The organism is Vibrio sp. CDRSL-10 TSBA, assembly GCA_039696685.1.
Classification (GTDB): domain Bacteria; phylum Pseudomonadota; class Gammaproteobacteria; order Enterobacterales; family Vibrionaceae; genus Vibrio.
The window spans coordinates 2,276,846-2,294,558 of record CP155566.1 but is presented as its reverse complement, the minus strand read 5'-3'; the positions used below and the strand labels follow the sequence as shown (position 1 = coordinate 2,294,558).

Genomic DNA, 17,713 nt, shown 5'->3' with positions numbered 1-17,713 from the left:
CAGTCGCGAGTCCTACTATCACAATAATGAACCGTAAGGAATGGTTATGAAAAAGTTAACAGCAATGGTATCCGCGTCCATGTTAGTCGCATCAACGGCCACCATGGCAGATCTGTATGTTGGCGCTAAAGTGGGTAAAACCTGGCTTGATGATGCGTGCCATAATACTGAATCATGTGACTTGGATGGTACTACAGCAGGGGCTTTACTCGGTTATAACTTCACCGATTGGCTGGCTCTGGAGGGGGGGTACGACTATTTAGGGAAATTTAATGGCGCGGGCATTGATCGTGATACCGCAGAAGCATTCACCATTGCGCCCAAATTGAGCGTTGGCCTGACAGACGCGCTCGATCTGTACGGTAAAGTTGGTGGTGCGCGTGTATTCTACGGCAATTCTTCGGACTACTCCTACTTAGGTGCTGCGGGGCTGGAATATGCAGCGACCAGCAATCTTGGTGTTCGTCTTGAGTATCAATACCTGAGTGATATCAATAACGATGTTGTACGTGCCAAAGCGCACACAACCACGCTAGGCTTGGTTTACCGTTTCGGTGGCAGTGAAGAGCCTGCACCAGTGATGGCACCTGTGAAACCAGCTCCCGTAGCACAACCTGCACCTGAGCCAGAAATTGTGACCAAAACCTTTGAGTTCCAACGTTTGGATAGTAAAACTTTTGCTAATGACAGCGCAGAGCTGAGTGCTGAGAAAAAAGCGCAACTGAATGATCTGGTCATATTCATGAAAGAGCATCCGCAGGCGAAAGTAGAAGTTACCGGCCACACAGACTCAAGTGGTCCTGAAGCCTATAACCAGACACTGTCTGAGAAACGTGCTCTGGCAGTGGCCGCTGTACTAGAAGAAAAAGGCATTGTAGCTTCTCGTATCAAAGCGACTGGTCAGGGGGAAAACAGCCCGGTTGCTTCGAACAAAACGGCAGAAGGTCGTGAGCAAAACCGCCGCGTAGAAATCGTGATTCCGGCATTTAAGTACCAAGTGCAAGAATAAAAGCTATTTTAATCAAATAGATATAGATGTGAACTATCAAAAGGATATATTGGCTGACTGTCAGTATATCCTTTGGCTTTCTTAGTAGGCTTATGATTTCATCTTTTGAAAAATTAGAACTATGTAGAAATGATTTTCAAAAAGTTACGATTCCTTTATCTTAAATACTGTTCAGGTAATGTTGCTTATGAGGACTAGGGACTTGATGATTTTAAGCATAAAAAAGCCGTCCAAAGACGGCAAAAATACAACCAACACTTATAAGGCAGGGTAAAACTATAGCATATGTAAATTGAAGTTTCTAAGAATTGACATCCTCTAATTAATAACTATTCGTATTCATCGTGGATGATTGTTATTTTTGATTTAATCAATGATAGGGACAGGATGGTGTTATAATTAGTAATTACTCAGTAATATCAACGCGACTTAATGCTTTCACGCTGGCTTTGGCATATTATTTATCTGGGGATTGATTATGGATAAGGAACATCAATATTTCGATGACGAGAGCGACGTTTATCATAGAGTCAGTTTGCCCGTTGACTTTATACATGAACTCTCATCATGCATTTCCGTTCAGGAAGTATTGGATAGTGTGGCAAAGTGGTTACATCAAATTTTTGATGCCGAGAGGGCGAGTGTTACTTTGGTTGATGAAGAGGGCTCACTTAAAGTTTATGCCATCAGCGGTGACAGTGCGATTCCGCGAGGACTCAGTCTTCCGATTACCGGAACGTTTGTTGGCAAAGTGTTTAGCTCTCGACAGTTAATGATCTGTGATGATGTGACACAATCAACGGAAACTTGATTGTGAATTATTAAAGGAGAATGGTTTAAACACGTGCATGGATGCACCACTATTAAGTTCCAACAAATGTTTAGGTACGTTGAATGTTGCGCATCGAAGCCCCTTTCACTATACGAGCCATCATGCGATTAAACTTCAATGCATTGCCAATTGGATTGCGTCAAACGTGCACTTACATCAACAGATAGAGATGCTTAACTATCAAGCATCCATTGACCATTTGACTCAATGCTATAATCGAAGGCGTTTTATTAAAGATCTCAAGACTGCCATCAACTATTTTCTTCTTGGTAGGGAAATCTCTTTCTTAGGTTTTGCAGATTTAGATTATTTTAAGAATATCAATGATCAATATGGTCATCTCGCAGGCGATCATTACCTGAAACAAACTGTGTCAATGATTAATGCCCTATTACAGGGCAAAGGCACGATCTATAGACTAGGAGGAGAGGAGTTCGGTATTCTTCTTCGTGAGGCGGACGCTAACATAGCCTTGGATTTTTTTGAATCAGTAAGATTGGCTGTCGAAGAGCTGGTAGTAAAATTTGATGCGTTTGAAATACAAGCTTCATTAAGTATTGGTGTGACGTTTCTTCAACCTGGTGATTTTAGTCAAGAGCAGGTACTAAAAAGAGCGGATAATGCCGTTTATAAAGCCAAATCTTTGGGCAGAAACCAAGTGGTTATGTTTGACGTGTTATCTGTTTGGCCAACTAAGTAATATGTATTTATGTGCGGAATAAATTCAGAAAACTGTCATTCTCAACAGGAGGTTAGGATGGATTGTCGTCATTTCGACTGCTTGAGGAAAATTCGACGTAGATTTTGGCACAAAATATTCGGTGTAAAAGAAATTTATTTGTGTCAGACGTGTGGAAAAAGAATCATGATGCGTTAATTATAAAATTAGCAATATATTGTTACTCGCTCCGTGTTAGATAGAACTGGTTATTTTATCGATAGTGTTAGCTCCATCGCTTTTAGCAATGCCAAATAAATTTTCTCAGCTTCTTCATGCTTGATGACTGATCCTTGCAGCGATAATACCACTTCGCCTTGAACCTTAAAGTTATAGGACTGGCCATCATATTCAAATATAGGGATGACAGTTTCCTGCAAACGCTGCCTTTTATTTAAGTCTTTTATATTATAAATCATATAGTTATCCATTCTACTATCCAACTTGATTTGCTGCTGCGTGGTAGTTTTGAATCATTCAAATGATTGACCGTAATACTAAGGGTGATAGCCGTAGCTCACACTTCACGCATGGCTAAATTCAAAGAATCAAACCATGTGAGGATGCCTGGATGGAATCTACCCATAAGTCTGCGCCTCCGACTTGCACGCCAAGTGTATTTAAGATCGGAATTAAAATGCTAGAAATAATATCGGATAATAATGGATTAAGAACAGCTTCCAATCCGGAGGTAATAGAATTTAAAATTAGCGCACCTACTGTACTGTTACCTAATACAACGCCAACCCCCACATCAATATCAAAATTTTGATTTGCAGAAATTTGTTCGGGATAATCACTCGGTGTTGGTATCGGGATCGTGTATGAAGTTAATTCAGGGCTGGTGTTGAAGATGTTAATTTCAGCTTGTAATCCTAAGTTTATGGGAATGCTCAAGACAGTAAGCCCGGCGGTAATTGCGACAGGCTGAACGGTCACTTCAACTAGCGGGCTTTCAGCTTTCACTTCTCCCAACATTTCTTCTTGTGTTCGAGTCACGCTTGTTAGTGTAGCATTTGCCTTAGCTGCGGAAACATTGACGACAATGGGGTCGATTTTGAGTGTTAATCCCAGAATAGGATTATCTAAAATATTTAGCAGTGAATCTAAAACGCTATTCTGCCCTTCTTGTAACAATGAAACAGTGAGACCTAGTTCAAGCTGAGAGGTTGTTGCGGTTGGTTTCGTGGCCTTCAACTACCGGTAGTGTTGCAACCGTGTACTGCGGCGGTTCGATGATTTGGGTTTTCACTGCCACATTGGCAACTTCCAGTACATCAAGAGAAAGAGCGGGAATATTAACAAAATGGTCTTTATTGGCAGCAAATATAGTGGTTTTAATTAAATCCAGTGCACTGAGCGATGTCTCCAGTGCCGCGCCTTGAGTTCCATTTTCACTCAGTGTGAATACATCCCCCAGGACAATGTCAGGAATACTTTCGACCAGAGCAAGTTGGTTGATAATGATGTTCAGTCCATCCGGAAACTGATCGCCGTTGTCCAGGACATTGAGGTAGGTCTCAAGCACGGACAGGAGAGATATGTTGGTTTCGAGTACTTCCTGCGGTGAGCCTAAACCGAGATCAAGTGCCAGTGCGTCAAGGACACTGCCCAGTTTTAATGAGGTGTTCGCTAAGCCTTCATAACTGGCTACGCCTAAATTGAGGTTGGTGCCTAGCAGTCCGCCCAGCAATCCATTCAAGATCCCGCTGTCTGCTGAGCTGAGGGTTTTACTGCCAATGCCAAAACTGATGATACCTGCTTTCTGGACGGCAGCTTCTGCCATCAGGGTGATTTCATTGTCGTTAAATAACCCCCCTGCAATCATACTTTGGGGAACCGTTTTGGTGACCACAACTTTAGATGCCGGGTAGCCATTGGCGACCGCGGCAGTGCTGGTGTCGATGACCCAGCGATTGTTTTGAATAGTGGCATAGCCATTCTGAACGGTCAGGCTGTCTACCTTATCCTTATATTTGTCCGAGAGCATCGTAGCCAGGTTTGAGGCACCTTCAGACTGAATGAAGTAAGGATTGTTGAGCCCGATTTCCGAGGCGGCAAGATCAGCGATAGACTGCAGTTGCTGACGCTGAAAAGCCAGGCGTGCGGTATCAATAGCGACGGAAGTAAAGATAACCAAACTGAGTAAGGCAGCCGCAAGCCACAAAGTGATGGCGCCTGACTGTTCGCGCTTCGCCATGATTATTCTCCGAAATCGTTCTTAATGAATTTTTCCGGAATCGCGTGAGAAAATGATTTTTCAACACGTTGCTGGGCCGCTTTTGCCGCTTCCGGGGTGAGTGTATCTTTATGGCTGGTTGCAAGCATATTCTGCCGTTGGATTTGCAGCCAGATACGCGTCTGCTGACCTGTCACTTCTTCACCTTTCTGTGGTTTGGCCGGTAATGTCTGCGCAACCGTTGCGGATGCGTACGTGATAACGCTAACTAAAACAAAAAGTGCTCTCATTATTCCGTCTCCTTGGTACTTAATGGGCTAAAACTGCGCAGGGCAGTGACTAACTGCCGATTTTCTTTATATCCCCAGCCGTATCGCTTGATGAGGCTTTGCGCGCCTTTACGATCATTGTCGCGTGATAAAGCCAGCCATAAGTTTTTGGCCGAACGGTGATTGTTTGGGTTCAGTTCTAACGCGGTGAGGAATTCTCTTTTTGCCGCGTCTGTGTCGTCATTGAGTAGTAAGAAAAAACCGTAATCGTTGCGGATAGCCGAGTTATCGGGCTCCACATCGACGGCCAGTCGTAGCCACTTCCCGGCCTGTTGGTAGTCTTGCTGGTAAGCTGAAATCAAACCGAGCCCATGCGCTGCCTCACCTCTCAGGCAGGTATCCAATAAGCGGTCGTAGACTTTACTGGCCTCGTCCCATTGGCTCGTTTTCAGAAAAGCTTTGGCCTGCAAAGAGGATTGGCTGACGGATGTAGTCTCCATTTTTTTAAGCATCGCCAAAGTGGAATAGTATTGCTGTTTAGAAAAGGCCTGCTGGGCCATCGACAACTTCATTCCTTGAGATTGTGATAATGTTTCATTACACGCACCTGGCGATTGAGTATATTTCGCTGGTTGTTGGCTGGATGAGCAGCCTGCCAATATTAAAGGTATCAAAACTAATAAAGATTTCATTTAACCTCCAAAGGCTGCCATCAGCGCCAGGGCTGCCGGACCACCGAGAACAATAAACAGAGCGGGAAACATCAGCGCCATCATGGCAATGGATATTTTCCCCGATAATTTTGTCACTTTTTCCTGCAATTCGACCCGTTTGTGCTGATATATCAACTCCGCCAGAGACTGGAACGATTCCTTTAAGCCACCACCGGTTGCTGCCGCTTGCGATAACATGGTCAGAAAATCCTGGAATCCACTGGATAAGGTTATTTGCGCCATATCATTAAACACGCTCTCACGGTTTTGACCCGCGTCGATACGAGCCACGATAAGCTCTAAATCCTTATTGACCTCAGGGGTCAGTTCCTTCGCTTCTTGGAGGTAAGCTTTGAGCAAGCCTTCCAACGAAAGGCCAACCTGCCAGAGAATGGCCATCATATGCACGGTGGTGAGCATTTCTTCATCAATTCGGCGCGCTCGTCTTCGTGCTTGAATTTTGAACCAGTAGAGCGACAGTAACGCGCCTAGCGCCATGAATAAGGCATAAAAAAGGAAGGTGCGCTGCATGGTTGAGGAAAAGAGGTACTGTTGGCCGGTAAAAATTAAAAACAGTCCGGACCAGATGACGAACATCTTGAACAGGCACAACACTTGCTGACGCCCACTGATATACCCGGCCTGACGCATAGCAAGTACAATGTCGGACAGAGATTTTTGATGATCTTGTTTTGATTTTCGCCACCATTGCATCGAATATTGCATCAATGGCTCGCGCATAGGTTTTGTCTTTGGTGTCACTGTCATCGATTCGTTAGAATCAAGCAGTAACTTTTCTTGGCGGATGGCGATTAAGTGGCAAATCCCTGCGCAAAGCGTTAACACCACTGACAGTACAAAATAGGTCTGAGTCATGGATCTTTTCCTTAGCTGTAGACATTCCACACTGGTTATAAACTACGAAACATTCGCCAGATCACGACGATGCCCGATAACTGCAGGACGATACCAAACAGTAGCGCCTGACGACCTGTCTCGGAGTACCACATGTTGATCAACAGCTCTGGATTCTGCGTCAGCATGTAGGCACTGACCAAGACTGGCGCGGAGCCGATGACCCAGGCTGTGATTCGGGTTTCTCCGGTGATCGATTTAAGCTCACGTCGGCTCAGGTCTTGTTGCCTGAGCAGTTTAACCAGGCTGTCGAGGGAATCCGTAATACTGCCACCGTAACGTGTATTGATGCTGAATATAGAGCCCAATAACCGGAGTGCCGGAACGCCGGTAATCTGGCTCTCTTTAATAAATGCATGTTGTAGTTCAATTCCTATCGCTCTGCGATTATTGACTCGTTGCAGTACGTCTTTGAGTGGACTGGTTGTGACTTGTGCTGATTGATCCACCGCTTGTGGTACGGTTAGTCCGACTTTGATACGGCGATGAACCTGATCGATAAAAGAGGGAAGTTGTTGAGTCAGGCGTAATCTCATTTTGGCTTTACGAAGGCGTGCCACGAATGTAACGAGCAAAAGACAGGTGACGAAACTGATCACAAAAGCCAGGCTACCCAATATTCGTCCCACGATGAAACTGACGCCAATGATGAGTAATAACAACAAGCCATTTTTGAACCATGACTGGCTAAATCCCATCTGCTGGGCCTTCTCTATGACGTAAGCTTGCGGGCTTTCGCGACGTATTCGGGTTTCAAGCTCCGTTTTGTTACTTACTTGAGTGGATTGTTTCTTCTGGACGTGGGCGGCTAAGGCATAGCAGACACCGGCGACAGCCATGATTCCCAGACTCAGCAGCAGGTAGAGGTTTACCATAGTTGCTCCTCAAGCTTCATTTGCAGCTCATTGGTCGGGATACCACTTGTCTTAAACGTCCTTTGGGTATATTCGTAAAGCTTATGAGTTTTGATGTGCCCATCTTCAACCGCGCCCACTTCCACCACTTCTGAAACAATTCTTTTGCCATTCGGCAGGCGACTTATCTGTATGACCATGTCGACAGCGGATGAAACCACTTTTCGGATGAAATTTTCACTGGAATTAAAGCCGGTCAATGTCACCATCATTTCCAGTCGGAGCAGGGCATCTCGTGGTGAGTTGGCATGTAAGGTGCTCATGGACCCCAGGTGTCCTGTGTTCATGGCTTGCAACATGTCCAGCACTTCACCGCCACGACTTTCCCCTAAAATGATACGGTCGGGGCGCATGCGCAGAGCATTTTTTACCAGCTCTCGCGCGGTCACTTCGCCGCTTCCTTCCGAGTTTGGCGGTCTTGTCTCAAGACGCACGACATGGGTATTCCGCAACTGCAGTTCGGCGGCATCTTCAATGGTGACAACCCTTTCATGTGGTGAGATATACTGGCTGAGAATATTCAGCAATGTGGTTTTTCCTGAACCGGTTGCCCCGCTGATTAAAATATTAAGGCGTGATGCGACGCAGCGTTTCAAAAATGCCATCATGTCAGGGGACAGAGTGTCATTAGCCAGAAGGTATTGTTCCGTTAAGCTGTCCTGCTTGAACTTGCGGACCGAGAGACAAGGGCCATCCAAGGCCAGAGGTGGAATGATGGCGTTGATACGGCTGCCGTCAGGAAGACGAGCATCAACCATCGGATTGGATTCATCAATTCTCCGGCCGAGCGGGGAAAGCATTTTTCTAATGACTCTGATAACGTGTTCGTCGTTGAGGAAATGATGGTCAACTTGTTCCAATAAACCATCGCGCTCGACGAAAACCAGTTTCGGGCCATTAATCAGAATATCGTTGATCGATGGATCTTTGAGTAAGTTCTCTATAGGGCCATAACCCAGCATCTCATCGACTAACTCTGCGGCGAGTGTGTCGAGCGGCGTTGATTGGTTAATATGTTCTTTCATCAAATATTGCTGGATATAAGTGATGACCGGCAGCATCAGATTCTCACGACTATCAGAGGCGAGACCAAACAGAACACCATCATCTTCCATTTGTTCGAGTACGTATCTATGTAAGTCAGCCTTTAACTCCAAATCTAAAGGCTGACAGACAGAATTTTTAAAGGCATTCAACCAGTTGATTGTTGTCATAAAACGGCTCCTGAAGCTGAGTTGGCTGATTATTGGGAAAGAATCAGCTCTGGCCAAAATCAATTAGAAAATCCTATGTCACTGGGAAGATCTTCTGGCTCTGCATGCATGAAGACCATCTTGAAAAAGTCCGGTTGGTAATTGCGGTAAATCTCTCCGGGCAGCGGCGGCAATGTGGCGCCTTTTGCTATCGGACGCACCAAGTGGGGCGTCACGACCATCATCAGCTCTTTGTCATTTTTTTCCAGGCGGCTGGAGCTGAAAAAGGCGCCAAGGATCGGGATGTCACCCAAGCCAGGAAAGCGGTCGGCATTTTTCATCGTGGTACTGCTGATCAATCCACTGATGATAAAGGTTTCGCCGTCACCAAGTTGTACTGTCGTGTCGGTGCGTCGTACGCTGATACCGGGTACCTGAACACCGCCGGTGCTGACTGAATTACTGTAATTGAGCTCACTGACTTCGGGCGCTACTTTCAACATGATGCGATTGTCCTCCATAACGGTGGGAGACAAATTCAACCTCACGCCAAATTCTTTGAAGTCGATGGAAATATCCCCATCATTGGAAGATCTCGGATACGGGAATTCACCGCCGGCTAAAAAGGTCGCTGTGTGTCCAGACAGGGTAACGAGGCTAGGTTTCGGCCAAGGTGTAGGCGAAGCCATTAGCATTGAGTGCGCTGATGGTCCCTAAAATCCCTTTTGATACATCGCCAATGACCACGTTAAACGCATCACTCAGCGATAAAAAATTACTGCTTGAGGACAGCTCCCCACCAAATGAAGCGCCATTTAAAGCCGAGCTGCTGCCAATACCAAATGTTGTATTGCCAGTTTGCCGCCCAAGGAAAAAGCCTGCCTGCTTCAGTGCGCTTTTACTGATTTCTACCACTTTAATGTCTGTTTGAACCTGAACATTATTATAACTAACGGCCGTTGGCTGAACCTTTAGCATGTATTCTAACGGCGTGTCCTGAGCTGTGGTCCAGACGTTCAGGGTCGTTGAGCCAATTTGTTGACCGGTGAGTAATAGCGTTTTGTCGTTGAGTACCGTGAGTGAGACAATATCCGGTGTGGCGATAGCGGCTCGTTTCAGATCGCCTCGTGGGATGTGAATACTTTGCTGAGCATGCTCTTTGAGAATAATGGTCTCTGCCGCTTGGGAGATAAACGGTAACGTGAGCAAAAATAATAAAACCAGTCTGTGTAGTCTCATAGACAACATTCCTTATTGTTGAGGTACTTTCACGACAGAGCGCTCATTACCCTGAATGACTTCGACATATCGGGTGCGCGTAGTGACACGTTGACGAGTGGGTTCGGGCTTAGACGTTTTTTTAGTCTCTTTTTTCGGGGGCTCAAACTGTTTAAGTTCTGCCACAGGCGTGTTTGTTGTCGTTACACTGGGTTGGCGCGTTAATGAAACGGTTTGCAACAGTAACGCTGGATCCAAATCGTTAGATGGTTCCTCAAAGGCCAGTTCTTGGCTGCCTACTGCCGCGAGTCTGAGTTCACCGCTACTGTCTGCTAGCAAAATAGTTGGAGCCAGATCTTCCCGGACGGAGAGAACCACAGATTTGGCGTGATTTTCGCGGTTATCACTGTCTGTGCCTAATTGAAGATCTCCCACTGCCAGCACTTTAAGACTGGAGGCGATTTTTCTCGATGTTGTACTCGTACCAGATTCTCGATTTGGTTTGAGCAACAGCATGACATCTACATAATCGCCCGGCTGAATGTAGCCACCGACGGTTAAGACTTCACCCGCTTTAATCGCAATCGCTCTATGATGAGGCGGGAGGCCGTCGATGACTGGTCGGTTAGCGGCAAGTAGATCATCGGTTACGTAGTCGCCAACGTCTACGGACTGGTTGAGGCGTCGACCAACAGCGAATTGTTTGTTTTGTATATATCGTTGGCTATGTTGTGGAGTATTCACCTGTTTGATCATCTCGGGCGCGATCATCATGCCTTGCTCAAGAGATTGGTCAAATACCCAGGCACTGTATAAAGGGGGAGGAGACTGCGATGGCTGCGGCTTAGCCTTGGGGGCTGACAGCAGACCAATAAGCACTATGATAATCGCGATGGCGAAAAGAACGACAGACGCCAACTTTAGTGCTTTGACTTTGTTGTGGGTTATATTCATAGCTGGCTCCTAATTCAACTTAAGAACGGCAGTGCCGACAATCTGGTCGGGGAACACGGAAGCGTCTCCGGGAAGCAGACCATCAATGATACCGATCGGTAGAAAAGGGGTCGTTCGGTACCCGTCGAGGACAATCGATACCTGACAACAGGCCTCAGAACCATCTGCGGGATCGGTTATGGTTGAAACGCGTATTAGTTGGTCGGCCGCAGGCAGAGTAATACCAAACAGCGTCCCCGGGTTGTTTCCTTCTCCGTGGGTAAAGCCCTGGATGACCATCATTGCATTGTTACGAATGGTCGGTGCGACGTCATTTAACACCTCATCCCCAGAGCAGCTGCGGTAACTGAAGTAACACTCTTCATTCACGTATGCCATTGACTGGCGAATGCTCTCTTTCGCGGCATGGTCGAATATGCTGGCCGCAAAGAAAATCATGCAATAGTGGATCACCGCAAACAGCAAAATAATAATAACCGGCAGCAGGCAAACAGTCTCAATCGCCACAGAACCCGTTTGCCTATTTGATTTTGTTATCGATTGAGGCATATCCATTCCTACATACTCGTGACAAAATTTAATCCAATCGCTGTAAGAGCGATGGCCGGAACAAAGGGGGCTTCGTTTTTCTTTGCAAAAAAAACGGTAAAATAAATCGTGAATATCGACAAGCAGATGAATAAAAACATTGCCATTACATCTATAGGAAATATAAAGGAAATTCCAAGCAATATTTTTCCGTCCGCGCCACCAAAACCAAAAGCAACGTGTCCAATAAAAACAATCAGAAACGTAACAACGATTGAAAGCAGAACTTGGTGATTGAAAGTAAAATTGCCTATGCCATAAAGAATTAAAGGAGGTGCCAGCATTAAGATAGCAATTAATAATGCGGGCACCCGCTGGGTTTTTATATCGTAGGCACTAGCAATCAACAAGAGTCCGCAATAAGTTGCGAATAAACTCATTGAACTACCATATTTAGAATTTAACAAATATTAGCTTGGACTTAAAATACTTAGCCGTCTGCCTCTGGTAAAGCAGATTTGACATCATCCAAAATGGCCGTGATGCGATCTGCGATGCTATCACCGTCTGTGCCTCCCGTACTAAATAGCGCGATGGCTACGGCCGCGATGGTGGCAATAATGGCGTATTCGATACCGGATGCGCCTTTACTGCAGTGTAGGAATGAGATGAGTGAGCACCACGCTTTGGTGGTTAAGTCTTTGAATAGAAACATAGTAACCTTCCTCAAACTGACGCTTAGATGATGAAGTTCATCTTCGAGCACTTTTAGTTATTCTCAGAAGTTAAACAGTGTTGCACTGTTGCCTTCAACCTAATCGTAGTCAGGTTATATGAGTGATGATGAATATTTTTTGTGATTCAGATCACGAAATTAATAATGAGTTTTGTTGCGTAAAACCGTGGGCATATTAACCATGAATACACGGTGGTTATTAATTGATTTTAAGCTATTGATGAAAAAGAAATTAGCTATATAACCATATTATAATTAATGTTTTAATGTTGATTTATCCATGCTGGTGGTGTTTTTTAATTTCTGGATCTTTGCGAAATCTTTATCATGATTATTATTAGTGTCGTATTTAGGCTGTTTGGATAATAGCTTTATTGTCACGGTGGTACATATATGATTCTAAATAAAATAAAAGAAGTATTAGCAGAATTTTACAACGTCGACAGTGCTGGAAAACATACGGAGGGTATTTCTGAATTAAACTCTGTCTGGTTCGATGCGAGGTTTTTATATTTCTTTAAATATCATCGATTAAAACAATCTGACGACTCAGAGGAGCACGTATTGTATGAGAAGGATGCTATCAGTCCATACAAATACGTCCTTTTTGTTGTCGATGTTTTAGAGCTTTTTAGTTTACTTAACGCTTCATGGTACCGACTCTCAACAGAGCAAAAACAGCAACTGCATGATATTGAACATGCGTTTCGTGGTTTCTCCTCTGCCAAGGAGTCCAAGTATCTTGAAGCACTGAAAATTATCACGGTTGAAATGATGGTTTTCAGCGAGTTCTCGCACAATCACAAATGTTCGCCGTTGAAGCCTATGGCAGATCAGTACCGGCGAATGCTTACCGTGTTTGAACTGATGGGGCGTCCGGTCCCGCTGAGCTACCCGCAGGTATGTCGATTACTCGCGGTGCTAGAAATGGGGCCGGCGGTTAAGCACAGTCATAAGGAACGTATCTGATTAAAGGAGGATACCATGACTATCTTAAATAAAAATTTTATTGTTTCACTCGTGTCATTGTTGGCTATGACCGCATGCAGCGGCAGTGGTTCCGGCTCGATGGCGTCTGGTGGTAGTAACCAGGAAGTGACGGAAGATGATGTTGCGGTAAGTTCGCAATCCAGAAATATCGTATCGGAAACGGGAAGCAGCGTATCACAAAGTGAGTTAAGCACCACTTTAGATACATTAACCACCGGGTCTGGAGAGGTTCTGGTTAACCTCGGAGAAGTCGTCACTGCGCTAGGGGATGGCTTACCGCTTGGAACGACAGCGCTGGAAGTGGATGATGCCTATGTCACAACCACGTTGCAAGGTGCGGCTAATGCAACGGATAAGTTGGGTACAACGGTGGTTTCTGCCGGTGATGCCGTCGCGCAATTAGATGCGTTGCCTGTATTTGTTCAGCTTAATGAACGAACCGGATTGTTGACTTATACCGGTATGACGGTCTCCGACTTAGGTGGGACAGTCGAGAATGTCGGGGGGTGGCTGCAGTACCAAACCTCAGAGGAGGGAAGTTTGTATGGCCTTTCTGAGCATCTTGGCGCGATGACAGCCCCGATTTTAGTTCAGGCTGGGGACATGATTGATCTTAAAGGCAACGCCTTGATCCTGTTTAACGATGTCGGTGATATCAAAACGACCTTGCCTAACTTCGTTTATGTTTCTGCGTCGACTTTGACTAAAGGCACCGTTGCATTATTGATGGATACGCGAGGTACGGTCGAAGATGTTGGTCGGCTATTTGTTGGCGAAAATGGCCTGACTGCTTTGCTGACCAGCGAGTTGCAGAGAGATGACACCTTGTTGGCGAGCTTGAAAACAGGGCTTGCAGAGCGGTTGAGTACCAACCCGTTGTCTGACTTAGGTGATAATAATTTGCTTGCAGGAACTGGGTTATTTGCCGATGCAGACGGAAATCTCACACTGGTTTCTCAGCAATTGGGTGACATATTGAATCTGGAAACCGGATTAGTCGGATCTTTGGATTTGAGTTCAACGTTACTTAACTTTAATCAGCTCGATGGCTCATCAACGCCCTTGGCCAGTTTACTCGGCTCAACGGCACAAAGTTTACAGGACGTTGTTGGCGGCTTAACGGGCTCGTCACTGAGTTTCTCTGTCGTTAACCAATGTGACAGACAGCCTGACAGGCGATGACCAACTGGGATTGTCCGATGTCAGTGGGAAGAAAGGACTGATTACCCATATTACAACCAACGTTTTGAAACCTATTTTGGGCCAGTAACAGCCTCTCTTTTGCTATCACAAGAGCCAGCAAATGTTGGCTCTTTATTTGATAAGGAAATCTATGTTGAGCCAAAAAAAGTCCTTTGTTGTTATCACTGGCTTACTTGTCACCAGTCACTGTTTAGCCGTGGAACCGCCTTTATTAGTGCAACCTGAATCGATGAACAGAATGCAACCCGAATCTGCTCCAAACGTGAGCCTTGATGAGATGCAAGGTGAAGTGGAGGTACAAAGCTCAGATATTATTCAGTCGATCCATTTTGCAGGTGGCACGTCGGTGCCGCTAGAGTTACTCGCTCTGGATGTTCAAGTTTTGCTTAATCAGCCCTATTCGGCGGATGGTGTCGGAAAAACGCTCGAAAAACTCACTGTTCGTTTCCATACCGCCGGTTATCCCTTGGCATTTGCAACCGTTAAACAAGACGGCTTTCATGATGGTCGTTTAACCATCACTATTGTCGAAGGTTATGTCGTTCGAAGTGAACTAGAAATACCGGATGATGCGGTGAAGCAGGAAGTTCGTGCGATACTGCAACCTGTGATGGATGAGAATCCAGCGACCCAGGCATCATTAGAACGTGCGATTCTGTTGATCAACAGAATCCCGGGTTACCAATTTGATATCGCACTACCCAGACCTAAGACGATCTCCGGCGCTACGTCAATCCGTGTTATTGCCCGCGATAACACGGTATTCGAGCCTTTTGTCGGTTATTCAATGCAACAGGATTCCGATCGTAACTTTTCTCTGGGAGCAAGGATTAATGTGAATCGGCTGTCGATCAATCGTGTGACTCTCATTGGATTAATTCCACGCGATAATAACAGTGATGAACAATATTATTCGGTGCGACTGGAGCACGATATTGCCAATCATGGAATGACCGGGCAACTGAGCGGTAGCTTTTATACCGAGAGTGAAGCGACGGCGATTGATGTCGAAGACGTAGACGTTGCGGTTGAAAACAAACTCAAGCGGCGGAGCTTAGATTATTCGATTTATTATCCGATAATACTAAGTAGGGCGACAGAGTTAAGTCTGTCTTTGGGGCTGACTTATGAGAATGAGGAACGCAACTATGACCTCTTCTTTGACGGCATCGCTTTGGGGGAGTTAAACGATAAGCTCGATTATGTCCTGAGCCGACTTTCGATTGATGTGGTAAAGCGTCTCGAGAAGCTTAATTTCTCGCTTGGTTTTGGTATCAATCAAAGTATTGGCAGCGCATTTAAGTATCGCAGTGATTTAGAGTCGGAAGACATCTACAACGACGATTTTATTTTTTACGACCTCCAATTTTCCTCGTCTTATGAAGTCGTTGAGGATTACGTACTGTCACTCAGAGCCAACGGAATGTATGCAGACGAACGTATCGTCCCATCACAACGTATGAATTTCGGTGGACTCAATTATGGTCGAGGTTATCCGGAAAGCACATTAGAGGGTGATCAAGGTTATGGGGCAGAGGTGAAAATTTTGCAGCGCAACCAACATGGGCAATATTTTTTCAATCCTTACATTACCTATGACTACGCATACGCAGAGCAAGCGAGTGTGACCACAAGGTCAGACCGAATTTCTTCTGCCGCGCTTGGCGTAGAGGTTGGATACGGCGCGAACTTATATGTTGCTGTCGATTATGCCAAACCATTAAAAGAGAGACAAAACAGTGACGATTACGTTTATAACCTAAGCGTAAGCTGGCGACTCTAGTGAAATAACCAATATCTGTTAAGTAGCAATCAATATCTTATAAGTATTATGAGCTGGTTTAATGACGCTGATTGTTGCCAAACAAACAGAAACAGACGCAAGCATAGTTGCCCATTCTAAAACCAAGTTTGTTTCAAAATTTCTTTAATATGAAACAGCAGTTTGCATGGTCGTTATCTATAGTTAATAGGAAGTTGTACCTGAATGGAACCAAGGGCAACGATAGATATCTCCGAACAGAGAGATCACGAATAGGGATAACGTTATGTGGTTTGGTCATAAAAGAGAAGTAAAAAGCACAACGGCTGATGTTGATAACACGGCACATGTTGTGGGTGATATGAGCGCTATCATTCAGCATTTAGCCGTGATCAGTTACGATGCAGAGGGCAATATCCTCGATGCGAATCCCCTGTTTTTAGACATGGTGAAGTTGCAACTTTCCGACCTCAAAGGTAAAAATCAGCGTCAGTTCTGCGATAGTGACCCGCAAGCTCTCTCAGATAACAAATTACTCTGGCAAAATCTGGCGAGTGGAAAAAGCCAGAGTGGGACCTATAAACGTAAAACCAAGCAAGGTGCGGTTTATCTTGAGTCGACTTATATACCGGTTATGGATGGTTCGCAGCGATTAGTCAAAGTGATTAACGTTTGCAAAAATATTACTCATATCCAGGAAGAAACTCATCCATTTAAATGCCATCCTGCAGGCTCTTAATGTTTCTCTTGCGGTGATTGAGTTTTCACCAGACGGAACGGTGCAGCACGCCAATGAAAACTTTCTGCGCAGTATGGGGTATTCATTAAACGAAGTTGTGGGCAAACATCACAAGATGTTCTGTTTCCCGGAGTTTTACCGTGATAACGCGGACTTTTGGCGACGTTTAGAAAGTGGCCAGCCCTTTACCGGCAAGTTCCAACGTAAAGATAAACACGGTAACAGCCTTTGGCTGGAAGCCACCTATAACCCGATTGTGAATGAGCAAGGCCAAGTGTACCGGGTCATTAAATTCGCATCGGATATCACCGATAGAGTGAATTTAGCCATGCAGGCGGTCGAGATGGCGGCGTCAATTTCTGAGCAAACATCCCACATCACGGACTCAGCGGTCCAGGTCCTCAACGGTGCGGTAGAAACCGCACATAATGTCGCTAACCGGGTGAAAGGTGCGAGTGCGCTAAGCCAGCAGTTGCTTGAACAATCCAAAACCATCAATGGGATGGTGAATACAATTAATGGTATTGCCAGTCAAACCAACTTATTGGCGCTTAATGCTGCCATAGAAGCTGCTCGAGCCGGTGAAAGCGGACGAGGATTTGCGGTTGTAGCAGACGAAGTGCGTCAACTTGCGTCCCGAACGTCTTCCGCAACAGAAGAAATCACCGATGTCGTCGGTGAAAATGCCCGCCTCATCGCGGAAATGGAACATCACCTCACGTCGGTAAATCAAGTGGCGCTGGAGGGAGAAGACAGCATGCACTCGGTGTCGCACGGACTGGAAGACGTCAGAGTCGGAGTCAGTCGATTTGTTGGTATTGTAGAGCAGTTGCGCGCTTAG

At 45.4% G+C, this 17,713-nt stretch carries 22 protein-coding genes; 8 read left to right on the top strand and 14 right to left on the bottom strand.

Features of this window, described 5'->3' with window-relative positions; genetic code table 11:
- Positions 1-46: 46 nt before the first annotated feature.
- From ABDK09_18110 to ABDK09_18100, 3 genes are all read left to right on the top strand, one after another.
- Positions 47-1,009, top strand: coding sequence for an OmpA family protein (locus ABDK09_18110; protein XAW88890.1), 963 nt, complete (start codon positions 47-49; stop codon positions 1,007-1,009).
- A 478-nt stretch (positions 1,010-1,487) separates the two neighbouring features.
- On the top strand, positions 1,488-1,820 hold the full coding sequence (locus tag ABDK09_18105; GenBank protein XAW88889.1) for a hypothetical protein: 333 nt from the start codon (positions 1,488-1,490) through the stop codon (positions 1,818-1,820).
- A gap of 37 nt (positions 1,821-1,857) precedes the next feature.
- Positions 1,858-2,541, top strand: a complete 684-nt coding sequence (locus ABDK09_18100) for a GGDEF domain-containing protein (GenBank protein ID XAW88888.1) — start codon at positions 1,858-1,860, stop codon at positions 2,539-2,541.
- 227 nt (positions 2,542-2,768) lie between these two features.
- Here ABDK09_18100 and ABDK09_18095 read toward each other — a convergent pair whose 3' ends face one another.
- The 14 genes from ABDK09_18095 to ABDK09_18030 form a co-directional block, all read right to left on the bottom strand.
- A complete protein-coding gene (locus tag ABDK09_18095; GenBank protein ID XAW88887.1) occupies positions 2,769-2,990 on the bottom strand; it encodes a hypothetical protein in 222 nt (73 codons plus the stop codon).
- A gap of 109 nt (positions 2,991-3,099) precedes the next feature.
- The gene (locus ABDK09_18090) at positions 3,100-3,696 is read right to left on the bottom strand and encodes a hypothetical protein (GenBank protein XAW88886.1); all 597 of its coding nucleotides are present in this window, start codon (positions 3,694-3,696) and stop codon (positions 3,100-3,102) included.
- A gap of 19 nt (positions 3,697-3,715) precedes the next feature.
- Positions 3,716-4,759 carry a pilus assembly protein TadG-related protein gene (locus tag ABDK09_18085; protein XAW88885.1) on the bottom strand — a complete coding sequence of 348 codons (1,044 nt, stop codon included), beginning with the start codon at positions 4,757-4,759 and terminating at the stop codon, positions 3,716-3,718.
- A gap of 2 nt (positions 4,760-4,761) precedes the next feature.
- On the bottom strand, positions 4,762-5,028 hold the full coding sequence (locus ABDK09_18080; GenBank protein ID XAW88884.1) for a DUF3613 domain-containing protein: 267 nt from the start codon (positions 5,026-5,028) through the stop codon (positions 4,762-4,764).
- Positions 5,028-5,699 carry a hypothetical protein gene (locus tag ABDK09_18075; GenBank protein XAW88883.1) on the bottom strand — a complete coding sequence of 224 codons (672 nt, stop codon included), beginning with the start codon at positions 5,697-5,699 and terminating at the stop codon, positions 5,028-5,030. The genes ABDK09_18080 and ABDK09_18075 overlap by 1 nt, the downstream gene beginning before the upstream one ends.
- Positions 5,700-6,596, bottom strand: coding sequence for a type II secretion system F family protein (locus tag ABDK09_18070; GenBank protein ID XAW88882.1), 897 nt, complete (start codon positions 6,594-6,596; stop codon positions 5,700-5,702).
- A 35-nt stretch (positions 6,597-6,631) separates the two neighbouring features.
- Positions 6,632-7,510: a type II secretion system F family protein gene (locus ABDK09_18065; protein XAW88881.1), complete on the bottom strand. Its 879-nt coding sequence runs from the start codon at positions 7,508-7,510 to the stop codon at positions 6,632-6,634.
- The gene (locus ABDK09_18060; GenBank protein XAW88880.1) at positions 7,504-8,763 is read right to left on the bottom strand and encodes a CpaF family protein; all 1,260 of its coding nucleotides are present in this window, start codon (positions 8,761-8,763) and stop codon (positions 7,504-7,506) included. Before ABDK09_18060 ends, ABDK09_18065 begins: the two co-directional genes overlap by 7 nt.
- A 59-nt stretch (positions 8,764-8,822) precedes the next feature.
- Positions 8,823-9,431, bottom strand: a complete 609-nt coding sequence (locus ABDK09_18055) for a hypothetical protein (GenBank protein XAW88879.1) — start codon at positions 9,429-9,431, stop codon at positions 8,823-8,825.
- Positions 9,400-9,981: a pilus assembly protein N-terminal domain-containing protein gene (locus ABDK09_18050; GenBank protein XAW88878.1), complete on the bottom strand. Its 582-nt coding sequence runs from the start codon at positions 9,979-9,981 to the stop codon at positions 9,400-9,402. Before ABDK09_18050 ends, ABDK09_18055 begins: the two co-directional genes overlap by 32 nt.
- Before the next feature lie 12 nt (positions 9,982-9,993).
- Positions 9,994-10,914, bottom strand: coding sequence for a Flp pilus assembly protein CpaB (gene cpaB, locus ABDK09_18045; protein ID XAW88877.1), 921 nt, complete (start codon positions 10,912-10,914; stop codon positions 9,994-9,996).
- Positions 10,915-10,923: 9 nt separating this feature from the next.
- Positions 10,924-11,421: a TadE family protein gene (locus ABDK09_18040; protein XAW88876.1), complete on the bottom strand. Its 498-nt coding sequence runs from the start codon at positions 11,419-11,421 to the stop codon at positions 10,924-10,926.
- A 50-nt stretch (positions 11,422-11,471) separates the two neighbouring features.
- Positions 11,472-11,882: a prepilin peptidase gene (locus tag ABDK09_18035; protein ID XAW88875.1), complete on the bottom strand. Its 411-nt coding sequence runs from the start codon at positions 11,880-11,882 to the stop codon at positions 11,472-11,474.
- A 50-nt stretch (positions 11,883-11,932) separates the two neighbouring features.
- Positions 11,933-12,157 (bottom strand): Flp family type IVb pilin, encoded by a 225-nt coding sequence (locus tag ABDK09_18030; protein XAW88874.1) that lies wholly within the window; start codon positions 12,155-12,157, stop codon positions 11,933-11,935.
- 414 nt (positions 12,158-12,571) lie between these two features.
- Here ABDK09_18030 and ABDK09_18025 point away from each other — a divergent pair, with 414 nt between their 5' ends.
- From ABDK09_18025 to ABDK09_18005, 5 genes are all read left to right on the top strand, one after another.
- Entirely contained in the window at positions 12,572-13,147 is a 576-nt protein-coding gene (locus ABDK09_18025) for a YfbU family protein (protein XAW88873.1), read from the top strand.
- A 15-nt stretch (positions 13,148-13,162) separates the two neighbouring features.
- On the top strand, positions 13,163-14,350 hold the full coding sequence (locus ABDK09_18020; protein ID XAW88872.1) for a collagen-like triple helix repeat-containing protein: 1,188 nt from the start codon (positions 13,163-13,165) through the stop codon (positions 14,348-14,350).
- 151 nt (positions 14,351-14,501) lie between these two features.
- On the top strand, positions 14,502-16,154 hold the full coding sequence (locus tag ABDK09_18015; GenBank protein ID XAW88871.1) for a POTRA domain-containing protein: 1,653 nt from the start codon (positions 14,502-14,504) through the stop codon (positions 16,152-16,154).
- Positions 16,155-16,419: 265 nt separating this feature from the next.
- Complete coding sequence (locus tag ABDK09_18010) at positions 16,420-16,872, top strand: PAS domain-containing protein (GenBank protein XAW88870.1); 453 nt, start codon at positions 16,420-16,422, stop codon at positions 16,870-16,872.
- 13 nt (positions 16,873-16,885) lie between these two features.
- Complete coding sequence (locus tag ABDK09_18005) at positions 16,886-17,713, top strand: methyl-accepting chemotaxis protein (GenBank protein ID XAW88869.1); 828 nt, start codon at positions 16,886-16,888, stop codon at positions 17,711-17,713.